Source organism: Pseudomonas sp. B33.4 (assembly GCF_034555375.1).
Taxonomy (GTDB): Bacteria; Pseudomonadota; Gammaproteobacteria; order Pseudomonadales; family Pseudomonadaceae; genus Aquipseudomonas.
On sequence record NZ_CP140706.1, the window covers coordinates 6228568 to 6252951 of the forward strand.

The window sequence follows — 24384 nt, forward strand, 5'->3', positions numbered from 1 at the left end:
ATTGATTCATCAAAGATTGCCGATCAAACCGCGAAAATCTTGCCCGGGTTCATGATGCCGTTCGGGTCGAAAACCGCTTTTACCGCTTTCATGTACTCGATCTCAACCGGCGAGCGGCTGTAGGTCAAGTAATCGCGTTTGGTCATGCCCACGCCGTGTTCGGCGGAAATCGAACCGTTGTACTTCTCGACGGTTTCGAACACCCACTTATTGACGGTCGCACACTTGGCGAAGAACTCGTCCTTGCTCAGGTTATCCGGCTTGAGAATGTTCAAGTGCAGGTTGCCGTCGCCGATGTGGCCGAACCAGACGATTTCGAAGTCCGGATAGTATTCACCGACGATCGCGTCGATTTCCTGCAGAAATGCCGGCACTTTCGACACGGTGACCGAGATGTCGTTTTTGTACGGCGTCCAGTGCGAAATGGTTTCGGAGATGTACTCGCGCAGTTTCCACAGGTTCTGCAGTTGGGTTTCGCTCTGGCTCATCACGCCGTCCAGCACCCAGCCCTGCTCGACGCAATGCTCGAAGGTTTCCAGCGCACTGTTGGCCACTTCTTCGGTGGTCGCTTCGAATTCCAGCAACGCGTAGAAAGGGCAATCGGTTTCGAACGGCGCCGGAACGTCGCCACGGCCCATGACTTTCGCCAGGGCCTTGTCGGAGAAGAATTCGAACGCGGTCAGGTCGAGCTTGCCTTGGAAGGCATGCAGAACCGGCATGATCGAGTCGAAATCGGCGGTGCCGAGGACCATCGCGGTAAGGTTTTTCGGTGCGCGATCAAGGCGCATGGTCGCTTCAACGACAAAGCCGAGGGTGCCTTCAGCGCCGATGAACAGCTGACGCAGGTCGTAACCGGTGGCGTTCTTGATCAGGTCTTTGTTCAGTTCCAGCACATCACCTTTGCCGGTGACAACTTTCATACCGGCCACCCAGTTACGGGTCATGCCGTAGCGAATCACCTTGATCCCGCCGGCATTGGTGCCGATATTGCCGCCAATCTGGCTGGAACCTGCCGAGGCGAAGTCGACCGGGTAGTACAGACCTTTTTCTTCGGCGACGTTCTGCAAATGCTCGGTGACCACACCCGGCTGACAAACGGCGGTGCGGTCGGTGAGGTTCACGTCAAGAATCTGATTCATGTAATCGAACGAGACGACCACTTCGCCATTCGCCGCCACCGCAGCAGCGGAAAGCCCGGTGCGTCCGCCCGATGGCACCAGCGCGACCTTGTGCGTGTTGGCCCAGCGGACCACGGCCTGCACCTGCTCGATGGTCTTGGGAAACACGATGGCGCTGGGCGCCGGGGCGAAGTGCTTGGTCCAATCCTTGCCGTACGCATTCAGGGAGTCGGCGTCGGTCAGAACCTTGCCAGGCTCGACCAGGGTCTTCAGTTCATCAATCAGGGCAGGATTGGTCATCGACAGAACTCTCGAACAATTCATGGTCATCCTGAGAACGCTTCACGTCGCAGGAATGAGTGTTTAGCGGGGAGGCTATGCTAGCATATCGACCCCGCAGGACAGTGCCCAAGGCCAGATCTGCGGTAACGGCTTTCCTGCCGTTTGGGTCAGCTCCAGGCTGCGCCCCTCCCTGCCATTTTTCTCCGGGATACAGGTTTACGCAGATGAGCAAGACTTCTCTCGATAAGAGCAAGATCAAGTTCCTTCTTCTCGAAGGCGTCCACCAATCGGCTGTCGACGTCCTCAAGGCGGCGGGCTACACCAGCATCGAATACCTGACAGGTTCCTTGCCGGAAGCCCAGCTCAAGGAAAAGATCGCTGACGCTCACTTCATCGGCATTCGTTCGCGCACCCAACTGACCGAAGAGATCTTCGATCACGCGAAGAAGCTGGTTGCGGTCGGCTGTTTCTGCATCGGCACCAACCAGGTTGACCTGAGTGCTGCCCGCGAGCGCGGTATCGCCGTGTTCAACGCGCCGTACTCCAACACCCGCTCCGTTGCCGAGCTGGTACTGGCCGAAGCGATCCTGCTGCTGCGCGGCATCCCGGAGAAAAACGCTTCCTGCCACCGTGGCGGCTGGATCAAATCCGCCGCCAACTCCTTCGAGATCCGTGGCAAGAAACTCGGCATCGTCGGCTACGGCTCGATCGGTACGCAGCTGTCGGTTCTGGCTGAAGGTCTGGGCATGCAGGTGTACTTCTATGACACCGTGACCAAGCTGCCGCTGGGCAACGCGACTCAAATCGGTAGCCTGACCGAGCTGCTGGGCATGTCCGACATCGTCACCCTGCACGTTCCGGAAACCGCTGCGACCCAGTGGATGATCGGCGAGAAGGAAATCCGCGCCATCAAGAAGGGCGGCATCCTGATCAACGCGGCGCGTGGCACCGTGGTTGAACTGGACGCTCTGGCGGACGCGATCAAGGACAAGCACCTGATCGGCGCGGCCATCGACGTGTTCCCGGTGGAGCCACGCTCCAACGACGAAGAGTTCGAAAGCCCGCTGCGTGGCCTCGACAACGTGATCCTGACCCCGCACATCGGTGGTTCGACCGCTGAAGCGCAAGCCAACATCGGTCTGGAAGTGGCAGAAAAACTGGTCAAGTACAGCGACAACGGTACTTCGGTATCGTCGGTGAACTTCCCGGAAGTGGCCCTGCCGGCTCACCCTGGCAAACACCGCCTGCTGCACATCCACGAGAACATCCCGGGTGTGATGAGCGAGATCAACAAGGTCTTCGCCGAAAACGGCATCAACATCTCCGGTCAGTTCCTGCAGACCAACGAAAAGGTTGGCTACGTGGTAATCGACGTCGACGCCGAGTACTCGGATCTGGCGCAAGAGAAGCTGCAGCACATCAACGGCACCATCCGTAGCCGGGTTCTTTTCTAAGAACAGCTACAAGCCTCAAGTAACAAGCGGCAAGTGATGTTCGCTTGTGCTTTTGCTTGAAGCTCGTAGCTTGCAACTCGCCGCTGATAAAAAAGGGAGCCCCGAAAGGGCTCCCTTTTTTATTCCACGTTGATGGTGATTTTCTTCGAGACGATTGGCGGGTCGAATGCCATGTGACCGCTGTCGCCAAGTTCCAGCTGCAAGGTGTGTTTGCCCGGGGCGAGCTTGATGTCAGCCTGGGTCTGCGCCTTGCCGAAGTGCATATGGTTGGCATCGGTAGGGACGACCGAACCGGCAGGAACAATTTCCTTGGCGTCGATCAGCAGGTGATGGTGACCGGTGTTCTTGGTGACATCACCGGCCGGCGCCAGTGCGACGTCCTTGGTACCGAACTTGACGGTGAAGGTCTGCGAAACAGTGGCCCCGTCTTCGGGAGAAACGATGAACACTTCGGCATCTTTGGGGGCCGGTGTCGCCGCACTGGCCAGCACCGAAACGCCCATCAGCACACCCGCGAACGCTGCACGTGACATAAAGCTTTTCATTTTCTTCTCCAGTTTTTCCGTAAAATCCGCACGGTCATGACAACTTCATGACCATTCGTTGTCGAAGGCACTCGACAACCATAGCAAAGCGAGCCTGAATCAGAGCGTCGCGATAATGATTTCAAAGGAGTGACCATGCGTTTTCTGCCTGGCCTGATCTGCCTGCTACCCCTTTTGAGCCCTTTGGCTCAAGCCGAACTGATTGATGACGTCAACGACCGTGGCGAGCTGCGCATTGCCCTTGAGGCTAATACACCGCCCTTCAATTTCAAGGAAGGCGACACACTCACGGGGTTCGAGGTCGAGCTTGGGCAACTGCTGGCCAACGAGCTGGATGTGCGCGCCGACTTCATCGTCACTGACGAGGCCGATCTGCTTCAGGGCGTTGAAAGCGGCAAGTACGACGTCGCGCTCAACCACATAGCACTGACACCCGAACTCAAGGATCGTTTCGACTTCAGCGAACCTTACGGAAAGGTCGATTCGCAGTTGCTGGCAAAGAAAGATGAGCAGCCACGGCCGATGGTGCTGGTGCAGGCGTTGACGGAAGAGAAGCCGAAAGCGGCGGAACCAGTGGACTTGGCGATTCCGTTTCAGAAGGGCAATCCGGCGTTTCAGGCCAGCCTGGAGAGTGCGATGCAGCGGATCAGGGCGGATGGGCGTTTGGCGGCGTTGACCGAGAAGTGGTTGAAGCCTTAGAAGCCCCTCACCCTAACCCTCTCCCGGAGGGAGAGGGGACTGATTTGGGGTTGCTATAGAGATACGCCGACCTGAACCTACTTTGCCGAATCCATAATCGACAAGGTCTTTCAGGTCGATGGACAGCGCCAGACACCTCGGTCGGCCCCCTCTCCCTCGGGGAGAGGGCTGGGGTGAGGGCAACAATTACGGATCAATCCAAAGCAACCAGAGCCAGCGCCGCCTGCGGCAGTTCAAACTCACTGAAAACCTGCACACCATGGCGTTTGAGCAACGCAGCCGTCACCCCTTCGCCACTGACTTTGACACCACTGAACGTCCCGTCATACGTCAGCAGATTCCCGCAAGACGGACTGTTGGCCTTGAGCACCGCCACACGAATCCCGTGCTTCTGCACCAGCTCCAGCGCCTGCTGCGCGCCATCCAGAAACTGCGCACTGACATCCTCCCCCTCGGTGGTTATAACCGAGGCGACACCATCAAGCACTTCACCACCCTGCCCGCCCGGGATTTCCGCCGCTGCCCGTGGCGTTGGCAATCCTCCCGCGACCTCCGGACACAACGGCACCACACGCCCTTCGGCAATCCACTGCTCGAGCAAATCGAACGGCCCGCTCGCACCGCCGTCGTAGCGCACGCGATGACCCAGCAGGCAACGACTGACCAGAATCCTTTCCATCTCAGAACGGCTCGTTGCCACGGCGGCGGAACCAGCCAGTCAGCGACAGGCGCTCGCGGCTCGCCGGCAGCACCTCATGCGGCACCTCGCCGGAAAGAAACACCACCAGACACCCGCCAGTAGGCTGCACGTCATGCACGCGCTCATCGTTCAGGTACATGCGCAGCTGACCACCATCCTCCGGCAACCACGCGTCGTTGAGATAGACCACCACCGAGACCATGCGCTTGTCATCGTCGCGAAAACGGTCGACATGCTTGCGATAGAACGCGCCAGGCGGGTACAGGGCGAAATGGCATTCGAAGTCTTCAAGGCCGAGGAACAAGCCACGGTTGAGTGCCTCGCGCAGGCTCTCCATCAAGTTCAGATAACGGTCGCTGGCCTCGGCCTGACCGGGGTCGATCCACTGGATGTGGTCGCCACGAATCCCCTCGCGAATCTCTGAAAACGGCCCACGCCCCACCGCCGCCGGCGCCAGTTCACCTTCGGCCTCACGTTTGCGGCACTCGGCCGCCAGCTCGCGGGTCAAACCGGCGGGCAGGAATATGTTCTGCTGCGACCAGCCGTGTTCGGCCAGGTCATCGACAATGCGTAACAGCAGTGGGTGTTCAGAGGATATTTGCATGGCGCGCATAGTATGTCGGCGGCAAGAAATCCGACAGAGCCACGCGGCGGCTTGCTACGAATTCTCGACAAGTACCGGCACCGCACGGAGAATAGTCCGCTGCTGACAGGAGTCCCTATGCGCCGTTTGCTTTTTTCACTGTTGATGTTCTGCGTGTTGCCCGCCTGGGCGGACGGCCACGATCAGTTGTACAAGGTCGCCGGCTGGCCAGATCAACGTGCGCATTTCAACGATGCCCTGACGGCTGCACAGCAGCGTTATCAGAACAGTCTGCCGCCCGCTGTCTTTCAAGCGCTGGTCAACAACAGCAACCAGCGCTTTGCCCCGCAGGCCGTGGATCAACGTGCCGAAGCACAACTGCGGCAGAAGCTTGCCGATCCGAAACCGGCGCTGACCTTCTTTCAATCGCCGTTGGGCAAGAAAATCGTCGCGGCTGAGCTGCTCGCGACGCGTCGCGATCAATTGGCTAAAAATGCCAAGGGTTTGCCGAAGATGCAGGCCAGTGACAGCCGTCTGCTGATCATCGGCCACCTCGCGCAAGCCTTGCCGGCCCGTGAAGCCGGCGCCGAAGTCAGCCTGGCGATTGCTGGTGTGGCGGCGGACAGCTTGAGTTCGATGATCCCCGGGCTGCTCGGTGGTGGTCAGGCGCAAGGCATGCTCAATGGTCAGCGCCAGCGCTTGATGGATCAGATCGGCGCGGACATGAACAACACGTTGCTTTACGTCTATCGCGATCTGTCGGATGAAGAGCTGGAGGAGTTTGCGACATTTGCCGAGTCGGCTGAGGGTAAGGCGTATTACCAGGCGGCGTTGGCGGCGATTCGCGCAGGGTTGGCTGTCGGGCAATGATCTTCGTCGTCTCTTAGACCGCTATCGCGAGCAGGCTCACTCCTACAGGGGTACGCATTCCAAATGTAGGAGCGAGCCTGCTCGCGATGGGGCCCTCACAGACGCTACAGATTCCGGCCCCTGATGCGCTTGCTCAAGAACTCGAAATACTCCTCACGCATCTCCGCCGTCTCATTCGCCAGATGATGTCGCGCCTCGGCCAGCAGCAAGATCTGCGGTCGATCAAACTTCCATTTCAATACTTGCAAATTGTGCTGCCAGTCCACGGTCATGTCCGCCTGCCCCTGAATGATCAGCGGCCGTCGCGGACTTTTTTTCGCGTGCTCGACGCGGATGATCCAACGCGACAACGCCCCTACCCACTTCGTCGGCAAGCGTCGCGGCTGCAACGGATCGGCCTGCAGAAACGGCAGGAAATCCGGATCGTTGGAATTCTCGCTGAAGCGTCGCGCAACACCCCGGACGAACGGCCTGAGCAGGTAATAGCTCAGCTGCGACCAGCCCCACGCTCGCGGCCGAACCAGTGGCGCCATCAAAATTACCTGACCTTGCGCCGGGCTGTTTTGCGCATGGTTGAGCAAATGATCGACCACAATCGCCCCGCCGGTGCTCTGCCCGCACAAATGCCACGGCTGCGGCAGCGCGATCGACTGCGCCTCGGCGAACAACGCTTGCAGGACGTCCTGATATTCAGAGAAATCGCGAATGCTCGCGCGCGGCCCGCTCGACAGGCCATGGCCCGGCAAGTCACAGGCGATCACCGCAAAATCCTGGTCCAGCGCCCACTCGATCACATGCCGGTAGAGTCCGACGTGATCGTAGTAACCGTGCAGCAGAAACAGCGTCGCCTTGACCTTCTCCGGCCACCAGCAATGGCTGACCAGCTCATAGCCATCGACGTCGAAACGGCCCATGCCACGCCAGACATCGCGATGGGGAAAATCGGTTTGATAAAACTGCTGGTACGCCTTCGCCTCGTCCGACAAAGGCTGCCACTCGGCCAAAGGCTTGAGACTGGCGCGGATTTGATCGGGGTCGAAAGTGGCAGGCATGCGGGAATTCCAAAACGGTAAACAGACTTTATCGGCCTGCGATATTCATCTGTAGTGACAGACATGGCAAGCTAGCCCGCCTCTGAGGAACCAAATCCATGCGTTCGCCCTACCGCACCGCACTGTTTGCCAGCCTGCTCGCGCTGATTTGCGCCGGGGTCCTGTGGGCGGCGTATGACTGGTTTCAGGGGCGTTATCTGCGTGCGTTCAGCGAACACACGGCAGTGTTTTCCGGTGATCCGCTGCGCCTGCCGGACAATCTCGCCGGCCCCGGCAAGATCCGCCTGGTGCATTTCTGGGACCCGGCCTGCCCGTGCAATGTCGGCAATCAACAGCACCTGACCGAGATGGTCGAGCAGTTTGGCGCCAAAGGCGTTGAATTCTTCGCCGTGCAAAAAACTGGCAGCCACGGCCAGTTACCCGCCCCCCTCAGCAGCCTGAAAACCATCACGATTTTGCCCGGCTCCGAACAAGTCCCCGCCAGCCCGGCCGTGGCGATCTGGGACCGCAGCGGCAAACTGGCCTACTTCGGCCCGTACAGCGAAGGCCTGACCTGTAACTCCAGCAACAGTTTTATCGAACCGATTTTGAATGCCCTGACGCAAGATCGCCCGGTCAATGCCACGCACACCCTGGCGGTCGGTTGTTATTGCCCGTGGCCGGTGGAGACGCCGTAAGGCATTCCGGACTTTTCAAGGACAGCGCTGCACGGGCCGGAGGGTCTGTGCTAATTGTTTGCAGCCCGACGGGCGGCAATCCCGCATGCACAAGGAGTCACCATGAAGCGCGTGTTCACCGTAATTGGCTTGCTCATCGTTGTTCTGCTTGCCGGCGTCGGCGGGTATGTCTACAGCAAACAACCGACGCGCCAGGGCCAGGTCGAACTGCGTAACCTGCAAGGTTCGGTGACCGTGCGCTACGACGAGCGCGGTGTGCCGCACATTCGCGCCGAGAACGAAACCGACCTCTATCGCGCCCTCGGTTATGTGCATGCCCAGGACCGGCTGTTCCAGATGGAAGCCATGCGCCGCCTCGCCCGTGGCGAACTGGCCGAAGTGCTCGGGCCGAAACTGCTCGACACCGACAAACTGTTCCGCAGCCTGCGCATCCGCGAGCGCGCCGCCAGTTATGTCGCCAGCCTCGATAAACAGTCGCCGGCGTGGAAGGGCCTGCAAGCCTATCTGGATGGCATTAACCAATATCAGGACAGCCACGCCGCACCGATCGAGTTTGACGTTCTGGGCATCCCCAAACGGCCGTTCACGGCGGAAGACAGCATCAGCGTCGCCGGCTACATGGCCTATAGCTTTGCGGCGGCGTTTCGCACCGAACCGCTGCTGACCTACGTGCGCGATCAGCTCGGCGCCGATTATCTCAACGTTTTCGACCTCGACTGGCAGCCCAAAGGTGTGCTGGTCAACGGTCACGCCAAACCGACGCCGGCTCTCGCTGCCGGCGACTGGAAGGACCTCAACGCCCTCGCCCGTCTCAGCGAACAAGCGCTGATCGACAATGGTTTGCCGCAGTTCGAAGGCAGCAACGCCTGGGTGATTGCCGGCAGCCGCAGCCAGAGCGGCAAACCGCTGCTGGCCGGCGACCCGCACATTCGCTTCTCGGTGCCATCCGTGTGGTACGAGGCGCAACTGTCGGCGCCCGGCTTCGAGTTGTACGGCCATCATCAGGCATTGGTGCCGTTTGCGTTTCTGGGGCACAACCTCGATTTCGGCTGGAGCCTGACCATGTTCCAGAACGATGATCTGGATCTGATCGCCGAGAAGGTCAACCCGGACAATCCGAATCAGGTCTGGTATCGCGGCCAGTGGACCGACATGGTCGTCACCGAGCAGCAAATCAATGTGAAGGGGCAGTCGCCAGTGACCCTCACCCTGCGCCAATCCCCTCATGGCCCGATCGTCAACGATGCGCTCGGCACCGCAGCCGGCAAGACACCGATCGCCATGTGGTGGGCGTTTCTCGAAACGCCAAACCCGATCCTCGAAGGCTTCTACCAGCTCAACCGCGCCGACACGCTGACCAAGGCCCGCGCCGCCGCGGCCAAGGTGCAGGCACCAGGGCTGAACCTCGTCTACGCCAACGCCAAGGGCGATATCGCCTGGTGGGCTTCGGCGTTGCTGCCCAAGCGCCCCGCCGGGGTGCGGCCGGAGTTCATCCTCGACGGCAGCAGCAATCAGGCCGACAAGGACGGTTTCTACCCGTTCAGCGCCAACCCGCAGGAAGAGAACCCGGCACGCGGCTACATCGTCTCGGCCAACTTCCAGCCGCTGTCGCCGACCGGCATGGAGATTCCCGGTTACTACAACCTCGCCGATCGCGGGCAACAGCTCAATCGTCAGCTCAGCGACAAGAGCGTGAAGTGGACCAACGAAGCCAACCAGAAACTGCAACTGGGCACGGCGACCGGTTATGGCCCGCGATTGCTGGCGCCATTGCTACCGGTGCTACGCGAGGTGGTCAGCGATCCGGCGCAGTTGAAACTGGTCGAGCAACTGGCGCAGTGGCCGGGCGACTATCCGCTGGATTCGGTCAGTGCGACGGTGTTCAACCAGTTCCTCTACGACCTGGCCGATGCGGCGATGCGTGATGAGTTGGGCAATGATTTTTTCGACACCTTACTGTCCACGCGAGTGATCGATGCGGCGTTGCCCAGACTGGCGGCGAATGCCGATTCTCCGTGGTGGGATAACCGCAGCACGCCGGCCAAAGAAACTCGCGCAGACGTCGTGCGCACGGCATGGCAGGCGAGCATGGCGCATCTGAAGCTAACGCTTGGTGACGATGTTGCTGGCTGGAAATGGGGGACCGCGCATACGCTGACTCACGGCCATCCGTTGGGACAGCAGAAGCCGCTGGATCGGATTTTCAATGTCGGGCCGTTTGCGGCGCCGGGCAGTCATGAAGTGCCGAACAATCTGTCGGCGAAGATCGGCCCGGCGCCATGGCCGGTGACTTACGGGCCGTCGACTCGGCGGCTGGTGGATTTTGCCGATCCCGCACATGGGTTGACGATCAACCCGGTCGGGCAGAGTGGTGTGCCGTTTGACAGTCACTATGACGATCAGGCTGAGGCGTATGTCGACGGGATGTATGTGCAGGCGCATTTCAATGCCGAAGAGGTGACGGCGAATACGCGCAGTACCTTGAAGTTGTTGCCGGCGCGGGCACCTTAAAAGCCCCTCACCCTAACCCTCTCCCAGAGGGAGAGGGGACTGACCGAGGTGTCTTTCGCTATGCACCGACCTGAGAGATCGAGTCGATTGTGGATTCGGCACAGCAATTTCACGTCGGCGTATCTCCTCAATATCCCCGGATCGGCCCCCTCTCCCTCCGGGAGAGGGCTGGGGTGAGGGTTAAAGCAGCAGCGCAAAATTCAGCCGAAACTGCTGCGGCGTCACGCCCAATCGGCGGTTGAACACACTGCGCATATGTTGCGCATCGCGAAACCCGCACTGATATGCCACCGTCTTCAACGGCGCCGTGGTGCTTTCCAGCATCACCCGCGCCGCATCCACTCGCGCCCGCTCGACGAACTCCGCCGGGGTGACTTTGGCCTCCCGGGCGAACACTCTGGAAAAGTTACGCGCACTCATGTTCGCCGCATTGGCCAGATCGGCAATCGTCAGATCGCCTGTGAGATTGGCCAATACATACAACTGCACCATCGCTACCGCCGATGTCGGCTCCGCATGTGGCGTGAGGAACGGACTGAACTGCGACTGCCCACCAGAACGCTGCGTAAACACCACCAATCGCTTGGCCACGCTCAACGCCACTTCGGCACCGTGATCACGGGCCAGCAGATACAGCGACAGATCGATGCCCGCCGTAACTCCGGCCGAGGTGTAGAGCGTGCCGTCCTCGACATACAAGCGGTCCGCTTCGACCTGCGTTGTCGGACACAACTGCGCCAACGCCTCGGCGTCATTCCAGTGCGTAGTCACGGTGCGCCCCTCCAGCAATCCGGCGCGCGCCAGCATGAACGCGCCGTTGCAGATCGAACCAAAACGCTGCGCCCGTGCACAGGCCCCGCGCAGCCAACCGTCGAACGTCGCGCCGAAATCCATGAACGGCAATTGCGGCCCGCCGGCGACCAGCAGCAGATCGTAGGCGTCGAGTGCTTCGCTGAAATGCCGATGGGCATTCAGGTTCAAACCGTTGGAACAGGCCATCGGGCCGTGTTCGACACCGATCACTTCGAGCCGATAGTGATCCTCGGCCGCCAAGAAGCGATTGGCCTCGGCGAACACGTCCATAGGGCCGCTGACATCCAGTGACTGCACGCCGGCGAACACGACGATGGCGACGGTTTTGTTCATGGCTGTGGATTCCCTTTCAAGAGCAAAAGATCGCAGCCTTCGGCAGCTCCTACAGGTGTCCCCGCTTTCCCATGTAGGAGCTGCCGAAGGCTGCGATCTTTTAGCTTGGCACGATTTGCAGGTGGATTGGCAAGGATCGCAGCCATGGATCGATTGTCCGGTTTCAGCCTCGGGCACAGACTTTCCCCATCAGCGCCACGACGGCGTTTTCGACGAGGAAACCGTTATGAGCAGCACCATCGCCGGCATCAAAATCCCTGACAGCGCCCTCGCCCGGGCCACCACCGAGTACATCCGCGACATCGAGTCCGACCTGCTCTACCACCATTCGCGTCGGGTATTCCTGTTCGGCGCCCTGAGCGGTGAACGTCAGCAACTGGCCTACAACCCGGAGCTGTTGTACGTCGGCGCAATGTTCCATGACCTCGGCCTGGTCGAAGGTCATCGCAGTGATGACAAGCGCTTCGAAGTAGACGGTGCCAACGCAGCGGCGGCGTTTCTCAAACCCTACGGGTTGAGTGATGACGACATCGAACAAGTCTGGCTGTCGATTGCCTTGCACACCACACCGGGCGTGCCGAAGCATCTGCGCCCGACCGTAGCGCTGGTGACCGCAGGCGTGGAGATGGATGTACTGGGAATGGATTACGCGGCGTTCAGCACCGTGCAGCGTGAAGCGGTGGTGCATGCGCACCCGCGTGGGGAAGGTTTCAAGGAATGCATCATCTGCGCGTTTGCCGATGGCTTGCGCCATCGTCCGCAGACCACGTTCGGCAATGTGAAGACCGATGTGCTGAAGGATCAGGAGCCGGGGTTCAAGCCGATGAACTTCGTTGAAGTCATCCGCAACTCTCCCTGGACTGCTTAAAAACCCATGTAGGAGTGAGCCTGCTCGCGATAGCGTCCTGTCAGTTGGAAATTTCCTGACTGAGACTCCGCTATCGCGAGCAGGCTCACTCCTACAGTTTGAATTGGGTTGGCCTCGAGAATGAGGCCAACCCATTAGTGCTTACGCCGCCTCCGGGCTTGGCGCCCGACGCACGTCCGGCTGCTTCCACGAATCGGCTGCGCTTTCTTCGATGGCTTGCTGGATGGCTTTCTTGCGCGCTTCTTCGGCACGGCGGCTGAAGAACCAGACCATGAAGGTCACGATCGACACCGCCAGCAGAATCAGACTGGCCACGGCGTTGATCTCAGGCTTCACGCCCAGACGCACCGCCGAGAACACTTCCATCGGCAGGGTCGTCGAACCCGGGCCGGAAACGAAGCTCGCCAGTACCAGGTCATCCAGCGACAGCGCGAACGACATCATGCCGCCCGCCGCCAGCGATGGCGCGATCATCGGAATGGTGATCAGGAAGAACACCTTCCACGGCCGCGCACCGAGGTCCATCGCTGCCTCTTCGATCGACAGGTCCAACTCACGCAGACGCGCCGACACCACCACCGCCACGTACGCCGCACAGAATGTGGTGTGGGCGATCCAGATGGTGACGATGCCACGCTCCTGCGGCCAGCCGATCATCTGCGCCATGGCCACGAACAGCAGCAACAGCGACAGGCCGGTGATCACCTCAGGCATCACCAGCGGCGCTGTCACCAGACCGCCGAACAGTGTGCGGCCCTTGAAGCGGGTGATGCGGGTCAGCACGAACGCCGCCAGCGTACCGAGCGCCACCGCCGCTACGGCGGTATAGCAGGCGATTTCCAGCGAGCGCAGCACGGAGCCCATCAGTTGCGTGTTGTCGAGCAGGCCGACGTACCACTTGATCGACCAGCCGCCCCACACCGTCACCAGTTTCGAGGCGTTGAACGAGTAGATCACCAGGATCAGCATCGGCAGGTAGATGAACAGCAAACCAATGACCAGCATCAGGCTGGAGAAACGGATGCGCTTCATTCTTTGCCCTCCATTTCTTTGGCCTGACTGCGGTTGAACAGAATGATCGGCACAATCAGGATCGCCAGCATCACCACCGCCAGCGCAGACGCTACCGGCCAGTCACGGTTGTTGAAGAACTCTTGCCAGAGCACTTTACCGATCATCAGGGTTTCCGGACCACCAAGCAGTTCCGGGATCACGAACTCGCCGACCACCGGAATGAACACCAGCATGCAGCCAGCGATGATCCCGTTCTTGGACAGTGGAATAGTGATTTTCCAGAAGCTGTTGAAGGTGCTCGAACCCAGGTCGGAAGCGGCTTCCAGCAAGCTGTTGTCGTGCTTCACCAGGTTGGCGTACAGCGGCAGGATCATGAATGGCAGGTACGAGTAAACGACACCGATGTACACCGCAAGGTTGGTGTTGAGGATCTGCAGCGGCTCGTCGATGAAACCCATGCTCATCAGGAAGCCGTTCAGCAGCCCGTTGTTGCTGAGGATGCCCATCCACGCATACACGCGGATCAGGATCGCGGTCCAGGTCGGCATCATGATCAGCAGCACCAGCACCGTTTGCAGCTCTTTACGCGCGGTGGCGATGGCGTAGGCCATCGGGTAGCCGATCACCAGACAGAGGATGGTGCTGATCAGCGCCATCTTCAGCGAGCCGAGGTAAGCGGCGATGTACAACTCGTCGCCCGCGAGCATCGCGTAGTTGCCCAGGTTCAGCAGCAGTTGCAGCTTCTGCTCGGCGTAGGTGTAGATCTCGGTGTACGGCGGGATGGCCACGTCGGCTTCGGCGAAGCTGATCTTCAGGACGATGAAGAACGGCAACATGAAGAACAGGAACAGCCAGATGAACGGAACCCCGATGACCAGTTGGCGGCCATTGGGGATTATTCGGTTGATGCGGCGTTTGAATTTGCGCATGTTCATGAGCGAAGTACCACGCCGCTGTCGTCTTCCCACCACACGTAAACCTGGTCGCCCCAGGTCGGACGCGCGCCGCGGCGTTCGGCGTTGGCGACGAACGACTGCACCAGCTTGCCGCTCGGCAATTCAACGTAGAACACCGAGTGACCGCCGAGGTAGGCGATGTCGTGGACTTTGCCGCTCGACCAGTTGTATTCGCAGGTCGGTTGGTCGGCGGTGACCAGCAGCTTCTCCGGACGAATCGCGTAAGTCACCGATTTGTCCTGTACCGAGGTGCTGATGCCGTGGCCGACGTAGATCTGCCGGTCGAGATCCTTGCAGGTGATGGTCGCGTGGCCTTCGGCGTCGTCGATCACTTCGCCTTCGAAGATGTTGACGTTGCCGATGAATTCGCAGACCAGACGGCTGGTCGGGGTTTCGTAGATGTCGATCGGGCTGCCGATCTGGGCGATCCAGCCCAGGTGCATGATCGCGATGCGCTCGGCCATGGTCATGGCCTCTTCCTGGTCGTGGGTCACCATCACACAGGTCACACCGACGCGCTCAATGATCTCGACCAGCTCCAGCTGCATCTGCGAACGCAGTTTCTTGTCGAGTGCGCCCATCGGCTCATCAAGTAACAGCAGCTTCGGTCGCTTGGCCAGCGAACGCGCCAGCGCCACACGCTGACGCTGACCGCCAGACAGTTGATGCGGCTTACGTTTGGCGTACTGACTCATCTGCACCAGCTTGAGCATCTCGGCCACGCGGGCATCGACTTCAGCCGCCGGGATCTTGTCCTGTTTAAGGCCGAAGGCGATGTTCTGCGCCACGGTCATGTGCGGGAACAAGGCGTACGACTGGAACATCATGTTGATCGGACGTTCGTACGGCGGCATGTCGGTGATGTCGACGCCGTCGAGAAAAATGCGCCCCTCCGTGGGCCGTTCGAACCCTGCCAGCATCCGCAGCAGAGTGGATTTGCCCGATCCCGAACCGCCGAGCAAGGCGAAGATTTCGCCTTTCTTGATTTCCAGGGACACATCGTCCACGGCAATCGTCTCGTCGAACTTCTTCGTGACCCGGTCGATTTTGACCAGCACCTGTTTCGGTGTCTGGTCGCCCTCGAGGGCTTTCTTATAGGCGCCGGAGGCAACTGCCATTTACGAAACTCCCAGAAAAAAACAATGCAGTTCGCCCCGCAAGGCGAACCCAGGATGGTGTGTGCCTTACATCCCCGACTTGACCTTGGTCCAGCTGCGGGTCATCAGACGCTGAATGTTCGGTGGCAACTCGATCGACACATAAGCCTTGTCGATAACGGCCTGCGGCGGATACACCGACGCATCGGTACGGATGGATTGTTCCATCAACTTGTCCGAACCCGGGTTGGGGTTGGCGTAACCGACGTAATCACTGACCTGAGCGATCACCTCAGGTTTCAGCAGATAGTTGATGAAGGCATGGGCCTCCTTCACGTTCGACGAATCCTTGGGGATTGCCAGCATGTCGAACCACAATGCGCCACCCTCTTTCGGCACCGTGTAGGCGATGTTCACGCCCTTCTTGGCTTCGGCTGCGCGGTTCTTCGCCTGGAAGATATCGCCGGAGAAACCGATGGCCACGCAGATGTCACCGTTGGCCAGATCACCGATGTATTTCGAGGAGTGGAAGTAGGTCACGTAAGGACGCACCGCGAGCAATTTGTCGGTGGCTTTTTCGTAGTCCTTCGGATTGGTGCTGTTGGCATTCAGGCCCAGATAGTTGAGCACGGTCGGCATCATTTCATCCGCCGAATCGAGGAATGCAACGCCGCAGCTTTGCAGCTTCTTGATGTTCTCAGGCTCGAACAAAACGCCCCACGAATCGATCTTGTCGACACCCAGCACGGCCTTCACTTTATCGACGTTGTAACCGATGCCGTTGGTGCCCCACAGGTACGGCACGGCGTACAGGTTGCCCGGATCGTTCTGCTCCAGACGCTTGAGCAGCGCCGGGTCGAGATTGGAATAATTGGGCAGCTGCGAGCGGTCGAGCTTCTGGAACGCGCCCGCCTTGATCTGCTTGCCAAGGAAGTGGTTCGACGGCACGACCACGTCGTAACCGGTACGCCCGGCCAGCAACTTGCCTTCCAGGGTTTCGTTGGAGTCGAACACGTCGTAGACCGGTTTGATCCCGGTGGTTTTCTGGAAATCGGCCAGGGTGGTCTCGCCGATGTAATCGGACCAGTTATAAATATGCACCGTACCGGCGGCCTGGGCTCCGACAGCAATCGTCAGGCCGGCAGTGGCCAGCAGGGCTTTGCGCAAAGAAGAAAAAATAGGCAAGTGGAGGTCCTCTAAATTAGTTGGGCCCAAGTTGCCCCGCGCTGCATGACAGCCGTGGCTGCCCGGCAACAAAACCGGCGCGCAACTTACCCTCGAAAAACCGTTCCTGCAAAACTTCCTGTCATTTAATTGATCCGCTGGCCGCCCGCGCGGGGCATGACGGCCAGCGGTTGTTGCGTCAAACCGGCTTATTTACCGGATTTGATCTTGGTCCAGCTGCGAGTGATCAGGCGCAGGGTCGCTGCGTCCAGATCGCTGATCGCGTAGAGCTGCTTCTTCACTTCAGCCGACGGGTAGATGCTCGGATCGCTGGTGATGTCCTTGTCCACCAGTGGCGTGGCAGCCTTGTTGCCGTTCGGGAAACGCACGGCGTTGGTGATGCCAGCCATCACTTGCGGCTCAAGCAGGTAATTCATGAACTTGTAGGCGGCTTCGACGTTTTCGGCATCCTTGGGAATGGCGACCATGTCGTAGAAAGTACCGGCACCTTCTTTTGGAATGGTGTAGGCCAGCTTGACCTTGTCACCGGCTTCCTGGGCGCGGGTCTTGGATTGTTCCAGGTCACCCGAGTAACCGACGGCGACGCAGATGTTGCCGTTGGCCAGGTCGGAGATGTACTTGGAGGAATGGAAGTAGGCAACCGATGGACGGATTTTCAGGAACAGGTCTTCGGCGGCCTTCAGGTCAGCCTTGTCCTTGCTGTTGGTCGGTTTGCCCAGATAGTGCAACGCCGCCGGAATCATTTCGGTCGGTGCGTCGAGGAAGCTTACGCCGCAGCTTTTGAGTTTCTCGATGTTTTCAGGCTTGAACACCACATCCCAGGAATCGATCTTGTCGATGCCCAGCGCAGCCTTGACCTTGGCCGGGTTGTAGCCGATGCCGATCGAGCCCCACATGTACGGGAACGCGTGCTTGTTGCCTTGGTCGCTGGCATCGCCAACAGCCTTGAGCAGGTCTTCGTCGAGGTTCTTCCAGTTCGGCAGCTTGGACTTGTCCAGCTCCTGGTAAACACCGGCCTTGATCTGCTTGGCGAGGAAGTTATTGGAAGGCACCACGATGTCGTAACCGGACTTGCCGGCCAGCAGCTTAGCTTCCAGGGTTTCGTTGCTGTCGAAGACGTCATAGACGACTTTGATCCCGGTGGCTTTTTCGAAGTTGGCCACAGTGTCCGGGGCGATGTAGTCGGACCAGTTGTAGACGTGCAACACCTTGTCGTCCGCCTGAGCCGCAGCCGCCATGACTCCCATCAGGGACATGGCGAGCAGAGTCTTGCCAGCGAGCTTTTTGCCTAATGCCTTCATGCGTTAATGCTCCAAATTTTTCTTTTTTGAACCACTTTGTTCAGCGGCCGAACCCGGACAACTGGAACCGCGGCTAGTCTGGCAAGATCCGAGGCGGTCTTTCAAGAAAAGACCAGCCTTTCTGACAGCTTTGCGCGAGAGCGCCACGGCTCCCCCGCTCAAAGCCTAGCACTTAGCCCTGCAACGCACTGAGGGTCAGGTCCAGACACTTGCGTGCCTTGGTCACCAGCTCATCGATCTCGGCTTTGCTGATCACCAGCGGCGGCGCGATGATCATGGTGTCGCCCACAGCGCGCATGATCAGGCCGTTGTCGAAGCAGAACTGGCGACAGATCATGCCGACGCCCTTGCCTTCGTAACGCTTGCGCGTGGCCTTGTCCTGCACCAGCTCGATCGCGCCCAACAGACCGACGCCGCGAACTTCACCCACCAACGGGTGATCGTTCAGTTCCCGCAGACGTTTCTGCAAATACGGTGCCGTTTCGTTGTGCGCGTTCTCGATAATTTTTTCGTCGCGCAGGATGCGGATGTTTTCCAGACCCACTGCGGCTGCCACCGGGTGACCGGAGTAGGTGAAGCCGTGGTTGAAATCGCCACCTTCGTTGAGCACCGCCACCACGCTGTCGCGAACGATCAGGCCACCCATCGGGATGTAACCGGAGGTCAGGCCTTTGGCGATGGTCATCATGTCGGGTTTGAGGTCGTAGAAATCGCTACCGAACCACTCACCGGTACGGCCGAAACCGCAAATCACTTCGTCGGCGACGAAGAGGATGTCGTACTTGGCGAGGATTTCCTTGATGCGCGGCCAGTAGCTGTCGGGCGGAATGATCACGCCGCCGGCGCCCTGGATCGGCTCGGCAATAAAGGCACCGACGTTGTCGACGCCGACTTCGAGAATCTTCTCTTCCAGCTGATTGGCTGCCCAGATACCGAATTCTTCCGGGGACATGTCGCCACCTTCAGCGAACCAGTACGGCTGCGCGATGTGAACGATGCCCGGGATCGGCAAATCGCCTTGTTCGTGCATATACGTCATGCCACCGAGGCTCGCGCCAGCCACGGTCGAACCGTGATAACCGTTCTTGCGGCTGATGATGACTTTCTTGTTCGGCTGGCCCTTGATCGCCCAGTAATGGCGAACCATGCGCAGCATGGTGTCGTTGCCTTCGGAGCCGGAACCGGTGAAGAACACGTGGTTCATGCCTTCCGGCGCCACGTCGGCAATCGCCTTGGCCAGTTCCAGTGCCGGCGGGTGCGCGGTCTGGAAGAACAGGTTGTAGTACGGCAGTTCGCGCATCTGCTTGGCGGCCGCGTCGGCCAGCTCATCGCGACCGTACCCGATGGCCACGCACCACAGACCGGCCATGCCATCGAGGATCTTGTTGCCTTCGCTGTCCCACAGGTAAACGCCCTTGGCGTTGGTGATGATCCGCGGGCCCTTCTCTTTCAGTTGCTTGAAGTCGCTGAACGGGGCCAGGTGGTGATCATTGCTGAGTGCTTGCCACTCGCGGGTTTGCGGGTTGTTGCTGGTCATGCCAATTCTCCTTGTTATCGGTGAAGGCGCGACCGCTGAGGGTCGCGCCCGGCGTATCAGACGGCGAAGAGCAGGTACTCACGCTCCCAGGAACTGATCACGCGCTTGAAGTTTTCATGCTCGGCCCGCTTGACCGCGACGTAGCCAGTGATGAAAGTTTTGCCCAGGTACTTCTCGATGGTGGCGCTGTTTTCCATGCGCTCCAGCGCATCTTCGATGGTCAGCGGCAGGCGCAGGTTGCGGCGTTCATAACCACGACCGACCACTGGTGCGCTCGGGTTGAGGCCTTCGACCATGCCGATGTAACCGCAGAGCAGGCTCGCGGCAATCGCCAGATACGGGTTGGCGTCGGCGCCCGGCAGACGGTTTTCGACACGACGGTTCTGCGGGCCGGCATCCGGTACACGCAAGCCGACGGTGCGGTTTTCTTCACCCCACTCGACGTTGACCGGTGCCGAAGTGTCCGGCAGGAAGCGGCGGAACGAGTTGACGTTCGGCGCGAACAGCGGCAACAACTCAGGAATCAGTTTCTGCAAACCACCGATGTGGTGCAGGAACAACTGGCTCATGGTCCCGTCTTCATTAGAGAAGACGTTCTTGCCGGTTTCGATGTCGATGATGCTCTGGTGCAAGTGCATCGCACTGCCAGGCTCGCCGGTCATCGGTTTGGCCATAAAGGTCGCGGCCACGTCGTGCTTGAGCGCGGCTTCGCGCATGGTCCGTTTGAACACCAGAATCTGGTCGGCCAGCGACAGTGCGTCGCCGTGACGGAAATTGATTTCCATCTGCGCCGTGCCGTCTTCGTGGATCAGTGTGTCGAGGTCCAGCTCCTGCAGTTCGCACCAGTCGTAGACGTCTTCGAACAACGGATCGAATTCGTTCGCCGCTTCAATGGAGAACGACTGACGACCGATTTCCGGACGGCCCGAGCGACCGATTGGCGGCTGCAACGGGTAGTCAGGGTCGTCGCTGCGCTTGGTCAGGTAGAACTCCATCTCCGGCGCCACGATCGGCTGCCAGCCTTTGTCGGCGTAGAGCTTGAGGACTTTCTTGAGGACGTTGCGCGGCGACAGCTCGATCGGGTTGCCTTGCTTGTCGTAGGTGTCGTGGATCACCTGTGCAGTCGGCTCGATAGCCCATGGCACCATGTACACGGCGTTCTGGTCGGGGCGGCAGATCATGTCGATGTCGGCCGGGTCGAGCAGTTCGTAATAGATGTCGTCTTCGACGTAGTCGCCGGTCACGGTCTGCAGCAGCACGCTCTCGGGCAGACGCATGCCTTTTTCGGCGATGAACTTGTTGGTCGGCGAGATCTTGCCCCGGGTGATCCCGGTCAAGTCGGCGATCATGCATTCGACTTCTGTGATCTTGTGGTCTTTCAACCAATCGGTGAGCTGGTCGAGGTTGGTACTCATAAATGCCTCTGGGCTGAGTCTCCTGACATGATGTCAGGCAAAGTTTGACGCTTTGAGCGTCGCGTTAAAGGGGGCTTGCTCGCGCAGTACCGGCTTACGCCTGGCACCGCGCATAGACAATGAAAGAGGAGCTTACCTGCCCTTTACGCTGGCGTTGCATTTCCTGTGCACACTCAAGGCGTGCAGAATCATGAGCACGGCTGGGGAAGCGGCACAGGCTTTGGAAATGAAAGCGATCTATAGTGGAAGGAGACGCCATAAACAGGATGCTTTCCCGTACGTCCAGAATATCGGACGCTGGCGCTTGAACGGCCATGGACGGGAACATCGTCGGCAACTTGTCAGCCATGCTGGCTGCGCTACGGACGGATTGGTCGCCACTGATGTGATGAGCATGCAGACCGTACTGTTGCGAGCAGTCGGTGATGCCGATTAACGGCAGGCGAGACATGAAGCACCCCGGTATTATTGCTGTTATGGGTTTGATCGGAGCTTAGCCTTGTTCATTTTTTTACACAACACCCCCGTAAAAAATACAACACGGCCTGCTCAAGCCCGCGGGTGCCCAGCGTCACAAGGACTAAAAACCACCCCAAAGTGCCCCATAAATGCCCTTGCAGCGCTTTTTTAGGGCAAAAAAGGCCTCGCTTGACTTCGGCAGGCCGTTCGGGTTGACTGAAACCAGAAAAGATCAATGATTGATATTTTTAACAACAAAGGTGTTGCATCATGTCGGTACCCCCGCGTGCCGTTCAGCTTAACGAAGCGAACGCGTTCCTTAAGGAACATCCTGAGGTTCTGTACGTTGACCTTCTGATTGCGGATATGAATGGTGTGGTGCGCGGCAAGCGCATTGAACGCACCAGCCTCCACAAGGTTTACGAGAAAGGCATCAACCTGCCGGCCTCTCTATTTGCTCTGGATATCAATGGTTCGACGGTGGAAAGCACCGGCCTGGGCCTGGACATCGGCGACGCCGATCGTATCTGCTATCCAATCCCCGATACGCTGTGTAACGAGCCATGGCAGAAGCGCCCGACCGCGCAACTGTTGATGACCATGCACGAACTCGAGGGTGACCCATTCTTCGCCGATCCGCGCGAAGTGCTTCGTCAAGTTGTTGCAAAGTTTGACGAGCTGGGCCTAACCATCTGCGCCGCATTCGAACTCGAGTTCTACCTGATCGATCAGGAAAACGTGAACGGCCGTCCACAGCCGCCACGCTCGCCGATCTCCGGCAAACGCCCGCACTCGACGCAGGTCTACCTGATCGACGACCTCGACGAATACGTCGACTGCCTCCAGGACATTCTGGAAGGTGCCAAAGAGCAAGGCATCCCGGCCGACGCCATCGTCAAGGAAAGTGCCCCGGCGCAGTTCGAAGTGAACCTGCACCACGTCGCTGACCCGATCAAGGCGTGCGACTACGCGGTACTGCTCAAGCGTCTGATCAAGAACATTGCCTACGACCATGAAATGGACACCACCTTCATGGCCAAGCCGTACCCGGGCCAGGCAGGTAATGGTCTGCACGTACACATCTCGATTCTGGATAAAGAAGGCAAAAACATTTTTGCCAGCGAGGATCCCGAGCAGAACGCCGCGCTGCGTCACGCGATCGGCGGTGTGCTCGAGACCCTGCCCGCGCAGATGGCTTTCCTCTGCCCGAACGTCAACTCCTACCGTCGTTTCGGTGCACAGTTCTACGTGCCGAACTCGCCGTGCTGGGGCCTCGACAACCGTACCGTGGCCATCCGCGTACCGACCGGCTCGTCCGATGCCGTGCGTATCGAGCATCGTGTAGCCGGTGCCGACGCCAACCCGTATCTGTTGATGGCTTCGGTTCTGGCCGGCGTGCATCACGGTCTGACCAACAAGATCGAGCCGGGCGCGCCAGTCGAAGGCAACAGCTACGAGCAAAACGAACAAAGCCTGCCGAACAACTTGCGCGATGCCCTGCGCGAGCTGGACGACAGCGAGGTGATGGCCAAGTACATCGATCCGAAATACATCGATATCTTCGTCGCCTGCAAGGAAAGCGAGCTGGAGGAGTTCGAACACTCCATCTCCGACCTTGAGTACAACTGGTATCTGCATACCGTTTAAGCGGATCGCAGCTTCAGAAAAAACGCCGTTGGCTAATTCAGTCAGCGGCGTTTTTTTACGGCCGCCTGCGGCGGATCGCTGGCGAGCCAGCTCCCACAGGGATTTTCTGCGCACACAAATCCCGGTTCACTGAAGATCACTGTGGGAGCTGGCTTGCCAGCGATGGCAGTCGACAAGACAACGTCGAACCCGGCTCGTACAATGCCCGCTGCCCCGCAGGAGACTTCCATGACGCGACCCGCCCCCGTCCGCAAACCCCGTGCCCGCAGCCAGGCGCGCATCGATTCGATACTCGACGCCGCGCGTACGCTACTGGCCGCCGAGGGTGTGGCCAGTCTGTCGATCTACAGCGTTGCCGAGCGTGCGCAGATTCCGCCCTCTTCCGTGTACCACTTCTTCGCCAGCGTCCCGGCATTGCTCGAAGCACTGACGGCGGATGTACACGCCGCGTTCCGTGCCTGCCTGCAAGCGCCGATCGACCATGAAGCGCTGCGTGACTGGCACGACCTGTCGCGGTTAGTCGAACAACGGATGCTGGAGATCTACGACGAAGACGCCGCCGCACGGCAGCTGATCCTCGCGCAGCATGGTCTGACCGAAGTGACCCAGGCTGACCGCCAGCACGATATTGAGTTGGGCGACCTGATGCACAAGCTGTTCGATCATCATTTCGAGTTGCCGAGGCTGCCGGAGGATGTCGATGTATTTGCTCTGGCGATGGAGCTGGGTGACCGGGTGTATGCGCGCTCGGTACAGCAGCACGGGCAGATCACGCCGCGCATGGCCGAGGAAGGGATGCGGGTGTTTGATGCTTACATTGGGCTGTATTTGCCGCCGTATCTACCCAAGAGATCATTGGTGATCTGACTGGCCTCATCGCTGGCAAGCCAGCTCCCACAAGGGTTTTGTGACCGACAAATAACCCTGTGGGAGCTGGCTTGCCAGCGATGGCCGCGCCGCCGATTTCAATCCAGGCACAAAAAACCCCGAAGGGCTCACGCCCTCCGGGGTTGTTTTTTACTCACTGGCTTACAACTTGGCGATCGACACCTCGGTGGATTTCACAAAGGCGATCACTTCGCTGCCCACGACCAGTTCCAGCTCCTTGACCGAGCGGGTGGTGATCACCGAAGTAACGATGCCGGAAGCGGTTTGCACGTCGATTTCCGACAGCACGTCACCGAGGACGATTTCCTTGATCGAGCCTTTGAACTGGTTACGGACGTTGATGGCTTTGATAGTCATGATATTTCTCCTGAGGTCGAAAT

Annotated in this window: 23 protein-coding genes; 8 read left to right on the plus strand and 15 right to left on the minus strand. The window is 59.3% G+C overall.

Annotated features, from left to right (window positions below):
* Positions 1–23: 23 nt before the first annotated feature.
* Positions 24–1418 (minus strand): FAD-binding oxidoreductase, encoded by a 1395-nt coding sequence (locus tag U6037_RS27655; protein WP_322845177.1) that lies wholly within the window; start codon positions 1416–1418, stop codon positions 24–26.
* 206 nt (positions 1419–1624) lie between these two features.
* Between U6037_RS27655 and serA the strand changes: the two genes are divergently transcribed.
* Entirely contained in the window at positions 1625–2854 is a 1230-nt protein-coding gene (gene serA, locus U6037_RS27660) for a phosphoglycerate dehydrogenase (RefSeq protein ID WP_008085296.1), read from the plus strand.
* A gap of 119 nt (positions 2855–2973) precedes the next feature.
* Here serA and U6037_RS27665 read toward each other — a convergent pair whose 3' ends face one another.
* Entirely contained in the window at positions 2974–3399 is a 426-nt protein-coding gene (locus U6037_RS27665) for a DUF4399 domain-containing protein (protein ID WP_322845178.1), read from the minus strand.
* A gap of 135 nt (positions 3400–3534) precedes the next feature.
* On the opposite strand from U6037_RS27665, the gene U6037_RS27670 reads away from it, so the two are divergent.
* A complete protein-coding gene (locus U6037_RS27670; RefSeq protein WP_322845179.1) occupies positions 3535–4098 on the plus strand; it encodes a transporter substrate-binding domain-containing protein in 564 nt (187 codons plus the stop codon).
* Between the two features lie 193 nt (positions 4099–4291).
* On the opposite strand, the gene U6037_RS27675 is transcribed toward U6037_RS27670, so the two are convergent.
* Both U6037_RS27675 and U6037_RS27680 read right to left on the minus strand, forming a co-directional pair.
* Complete coding sequence (locus U6037_RS27675) at positions 4292–4777, minus strand: DUF523 domain-containing protein (RefSeq protein ID WP_322845180.1); 486 nt, start codon at positions 4775–4777, stop codon at positions 4292–4294.
* A gap of 1 nt (position 4778) precedes the next feature.
* Positions 4779–5411: a 2OG-Fe(II) oxygenase gene (locus tag U6037_RS27680; RefSeq protein WP_322845181.1), complete on the minus strand. Its 633-nt coding sequence runs from the start codon at positions 5409–5411 to the stop codon at positions 4779–4781.
* A gap of 108 nt (positions 5412–5519) precedes the next feature.
* Between U6037_RS27680 and U6037_RS27685 the strand changes: the two genes are divergently transcribed.
* The gene (locus U6037_RS27685) at positions 5520–6251 is read left to right on the plus strand and encodes a DUF2059 domain-containing protein (protein WP_122604472.1); all 732 of its coding nucleotides are present in this window, start codon (positions 5520–5522) and stop codon (positions 6249–6251) included.
* Between the two features lie 104 nt (positions 6252–6355).
* On the opposite strand, the gene U6037_RS27690 is transcribed toward U6037_RS27685, so the two are convergent.
* Entirely contained in the window at positions 6356–7303 is a 948-nt protein-coding gene (locus tag U6037_RS27690; RefSeq protein ID WP_322845182.1) for an alpha/beta hydrolase, read from the minus strand.
* A 98-nt stretch (positions 7304–7401) separates the two neighbouring features.
* Here U6037_RS27690 and U6037_RS27695 point away from each other — a divergent pair, with 98 nt between their 5' ends.
* The gene (locus U6037_RS27695; protein WP_322845183.1) at positions 7402–7980 is read left to right on the plus strand and encodes a DUF6436 domain-containing protein; all 579 of its coding nucleotides are present in this window, start codon (positions 7402–7404) and stop codon (positions 7978–7980) included.
* A 102-nt stretch (positions 7981–8082) separates the two neighbouring features.
* Positions 8083–10491 (plus strand): penicillin acylase family protein, encoded by a 2409-nt coding sequence (locus U6037_RS27700; RefSeq protein WP_322845184.1) that lies wholly within the window; start codon positions 8083–8085, stop codon positions 10489–10491.
* Positions 10492–10671: 180 nt separating this feature from the next.
* Here U6037_RS27700 and U6037_RS27705 read toward each other — a convergent pair whose 3' ends face one another.
* Complete coding sequence (locus tag U6037_RS27705) at positions 10672–11637, minus strand: GlxA family transcriptional regulator (protein ID WP_322845185.1); 966 nt, start codon at positions 11635–11637, stop codon at positions 10672–10674.
* Positions 11638–11863: 226 nt separating this feature from the next.
* On the opposite strand from U6037_RS27705, the gene U6037_RS27710 reads away from it, so the two are divergent.
* Positions 11864–12505, plus strand: a complete 642-nt coding sequence (locus U6037_RS27710; protein ID WP_322845186.1) for an HD domain-containing protein — start codon at positions 11864–11866, stop codon at positions 12503–12505.
* A 141-nt stretch (positions 12506–12646) separates the two neighbouring features.
* Here the strand turns inward: U6037_RS27710 and U6037_RS27715 are convergent, their stop codons facing one another.
* From U6037_RS27715 to U6037_RS27750, 8 genes are all read right to left on the minus strand, one after another.
* Positions 12647–13537, minus strand: coding sequence for an ABC transporter permease subunit (locus U6037_RS27715; RefSeq protein ID WP_007913861.1), 891 nt, complete (start codon positions 13535–13537; stop codon positions 12647–12649).
* Positions 13534–14415 (minus strand): ABC transporter permease subunit, encoded by an 882-nt coding sequence (locus U6037_RS27720; protein WP_176091783.1) that lies wholly within the window; start codon positions 14413–14415, stop codon positions 13534–13536. The genes U6037_RS27715 and U6037_RS27720 overlap by 4 nt, the downstream gene beginning before the upstream one ends.
* A 35-nt stretch (positions 14416–14450) precedes the next feature.
* A complete protein-coding gene (locus U6037_RS27725; protein WP_007913856.1) occupies positions 14451–15593 on the minus strand; it encodes an ABC transporter ATP-binding protein in 1143 nt (380 codons plus the stop codon).
* A 66-nt stretch (positions 15594–15659) separates the two neighbouring features.
* On the minus strand, positions 15660–16757 hold the full coding sequence (locus U6037_RS27730; protein WP_322845187.1) for a polyamine ABC transporter substrate-binding protein: 1098 nt from the start codon (positions 16755–16757) through the stop codon (positions 15660–15662).
* A gap of 188 nt (positions 16758–16945) precedes the next feature.
* On the minus strand, positions 16946–18058 hold the full coding sequence (locus tag U6037_RS27735; protein WP_007913851.1) for a polyamine ABC transporter substrate-binding protein: 1113 nt from the start codon (positions 18056–18058) through the stop codon (positions 16946–16948).
* 172 nt (positions 18059–18230) lie between these two features.
* Entirely contained in the window at positions 18231–19595 is a 1365-nt protein-coding gene (locus U6037_RS27740) for an aspartate aminotransferase family protein (RefSeq protein WP_034151967.1), read from the minus strand.
* 56 nt (positions 19596–19651) lie between these two features.
* Positions 19652–21010 (minus strand): glutamine synthetase family protein, encoded by a 1359-nt coding sequence (locus U6037_RS27745; protein WP_126367462.1) that lies wholly within the window; start codon positions 21008–21010, stop codon positions 19652–19654.
* Positions 21011–21104: 94 nt separating this feature from the next.
* Positions 21105–21461, minus strand: coding sequence for a glutamine amidotransferase (locus U6037_RS27750; RefSeq protein ID WP_316917292.1), 357 nt, complete (start codon positions 21459–21461; stop codon positions 21105–21107).
* Positions 21462–21739: 278 nt separating this feature from the next.
* Between U6037_RS27750 and U6037_RS27755 the strand changes: the two genes are divergently transcribed.
* Both U6037_RS27755 and U6037_RS27760 read left to right on the plus strand, forming a co-directional pair.
* Positions 21740–23116, plus strand: a complete 1377-nt coding sequence (locus tag U6037_RS27755; protein ID WP_007913842.1) for a glutamine synthetase family protein — start codon at positions 21740–21742, stop codon at positions 23114–23116.
* 228 nt (positions 23117–23344) lie between these two features.
* Positions 23345–23983, plus strand: coding sequence for a TetR/AcrR family transcriptional regulator (locus U6037_RS27760; RefSeq protein WP_322845188.1), 639 nt, complete (start codon positions 23345–23347; stop codon positions 23981–23983).
* 162 nt (positions 23984–24145) lie between these two features.
* Here U6037_RS27760 and U6037_RS27765 read toward each other — a convergent pair whose 3' ends face one another.
* Complete coding sequence (locus tag U6037_RS27765; protein ID WP_003229256.1) at positions 24146–24361, minus strand: TOBE domain-containing protein; 216 nt, start codon at positions 24359–24361, stop codon at positions 24146–24148.
* Between the last annotated feature and the right edge of the window lie 23 nt (positions 24362–24384).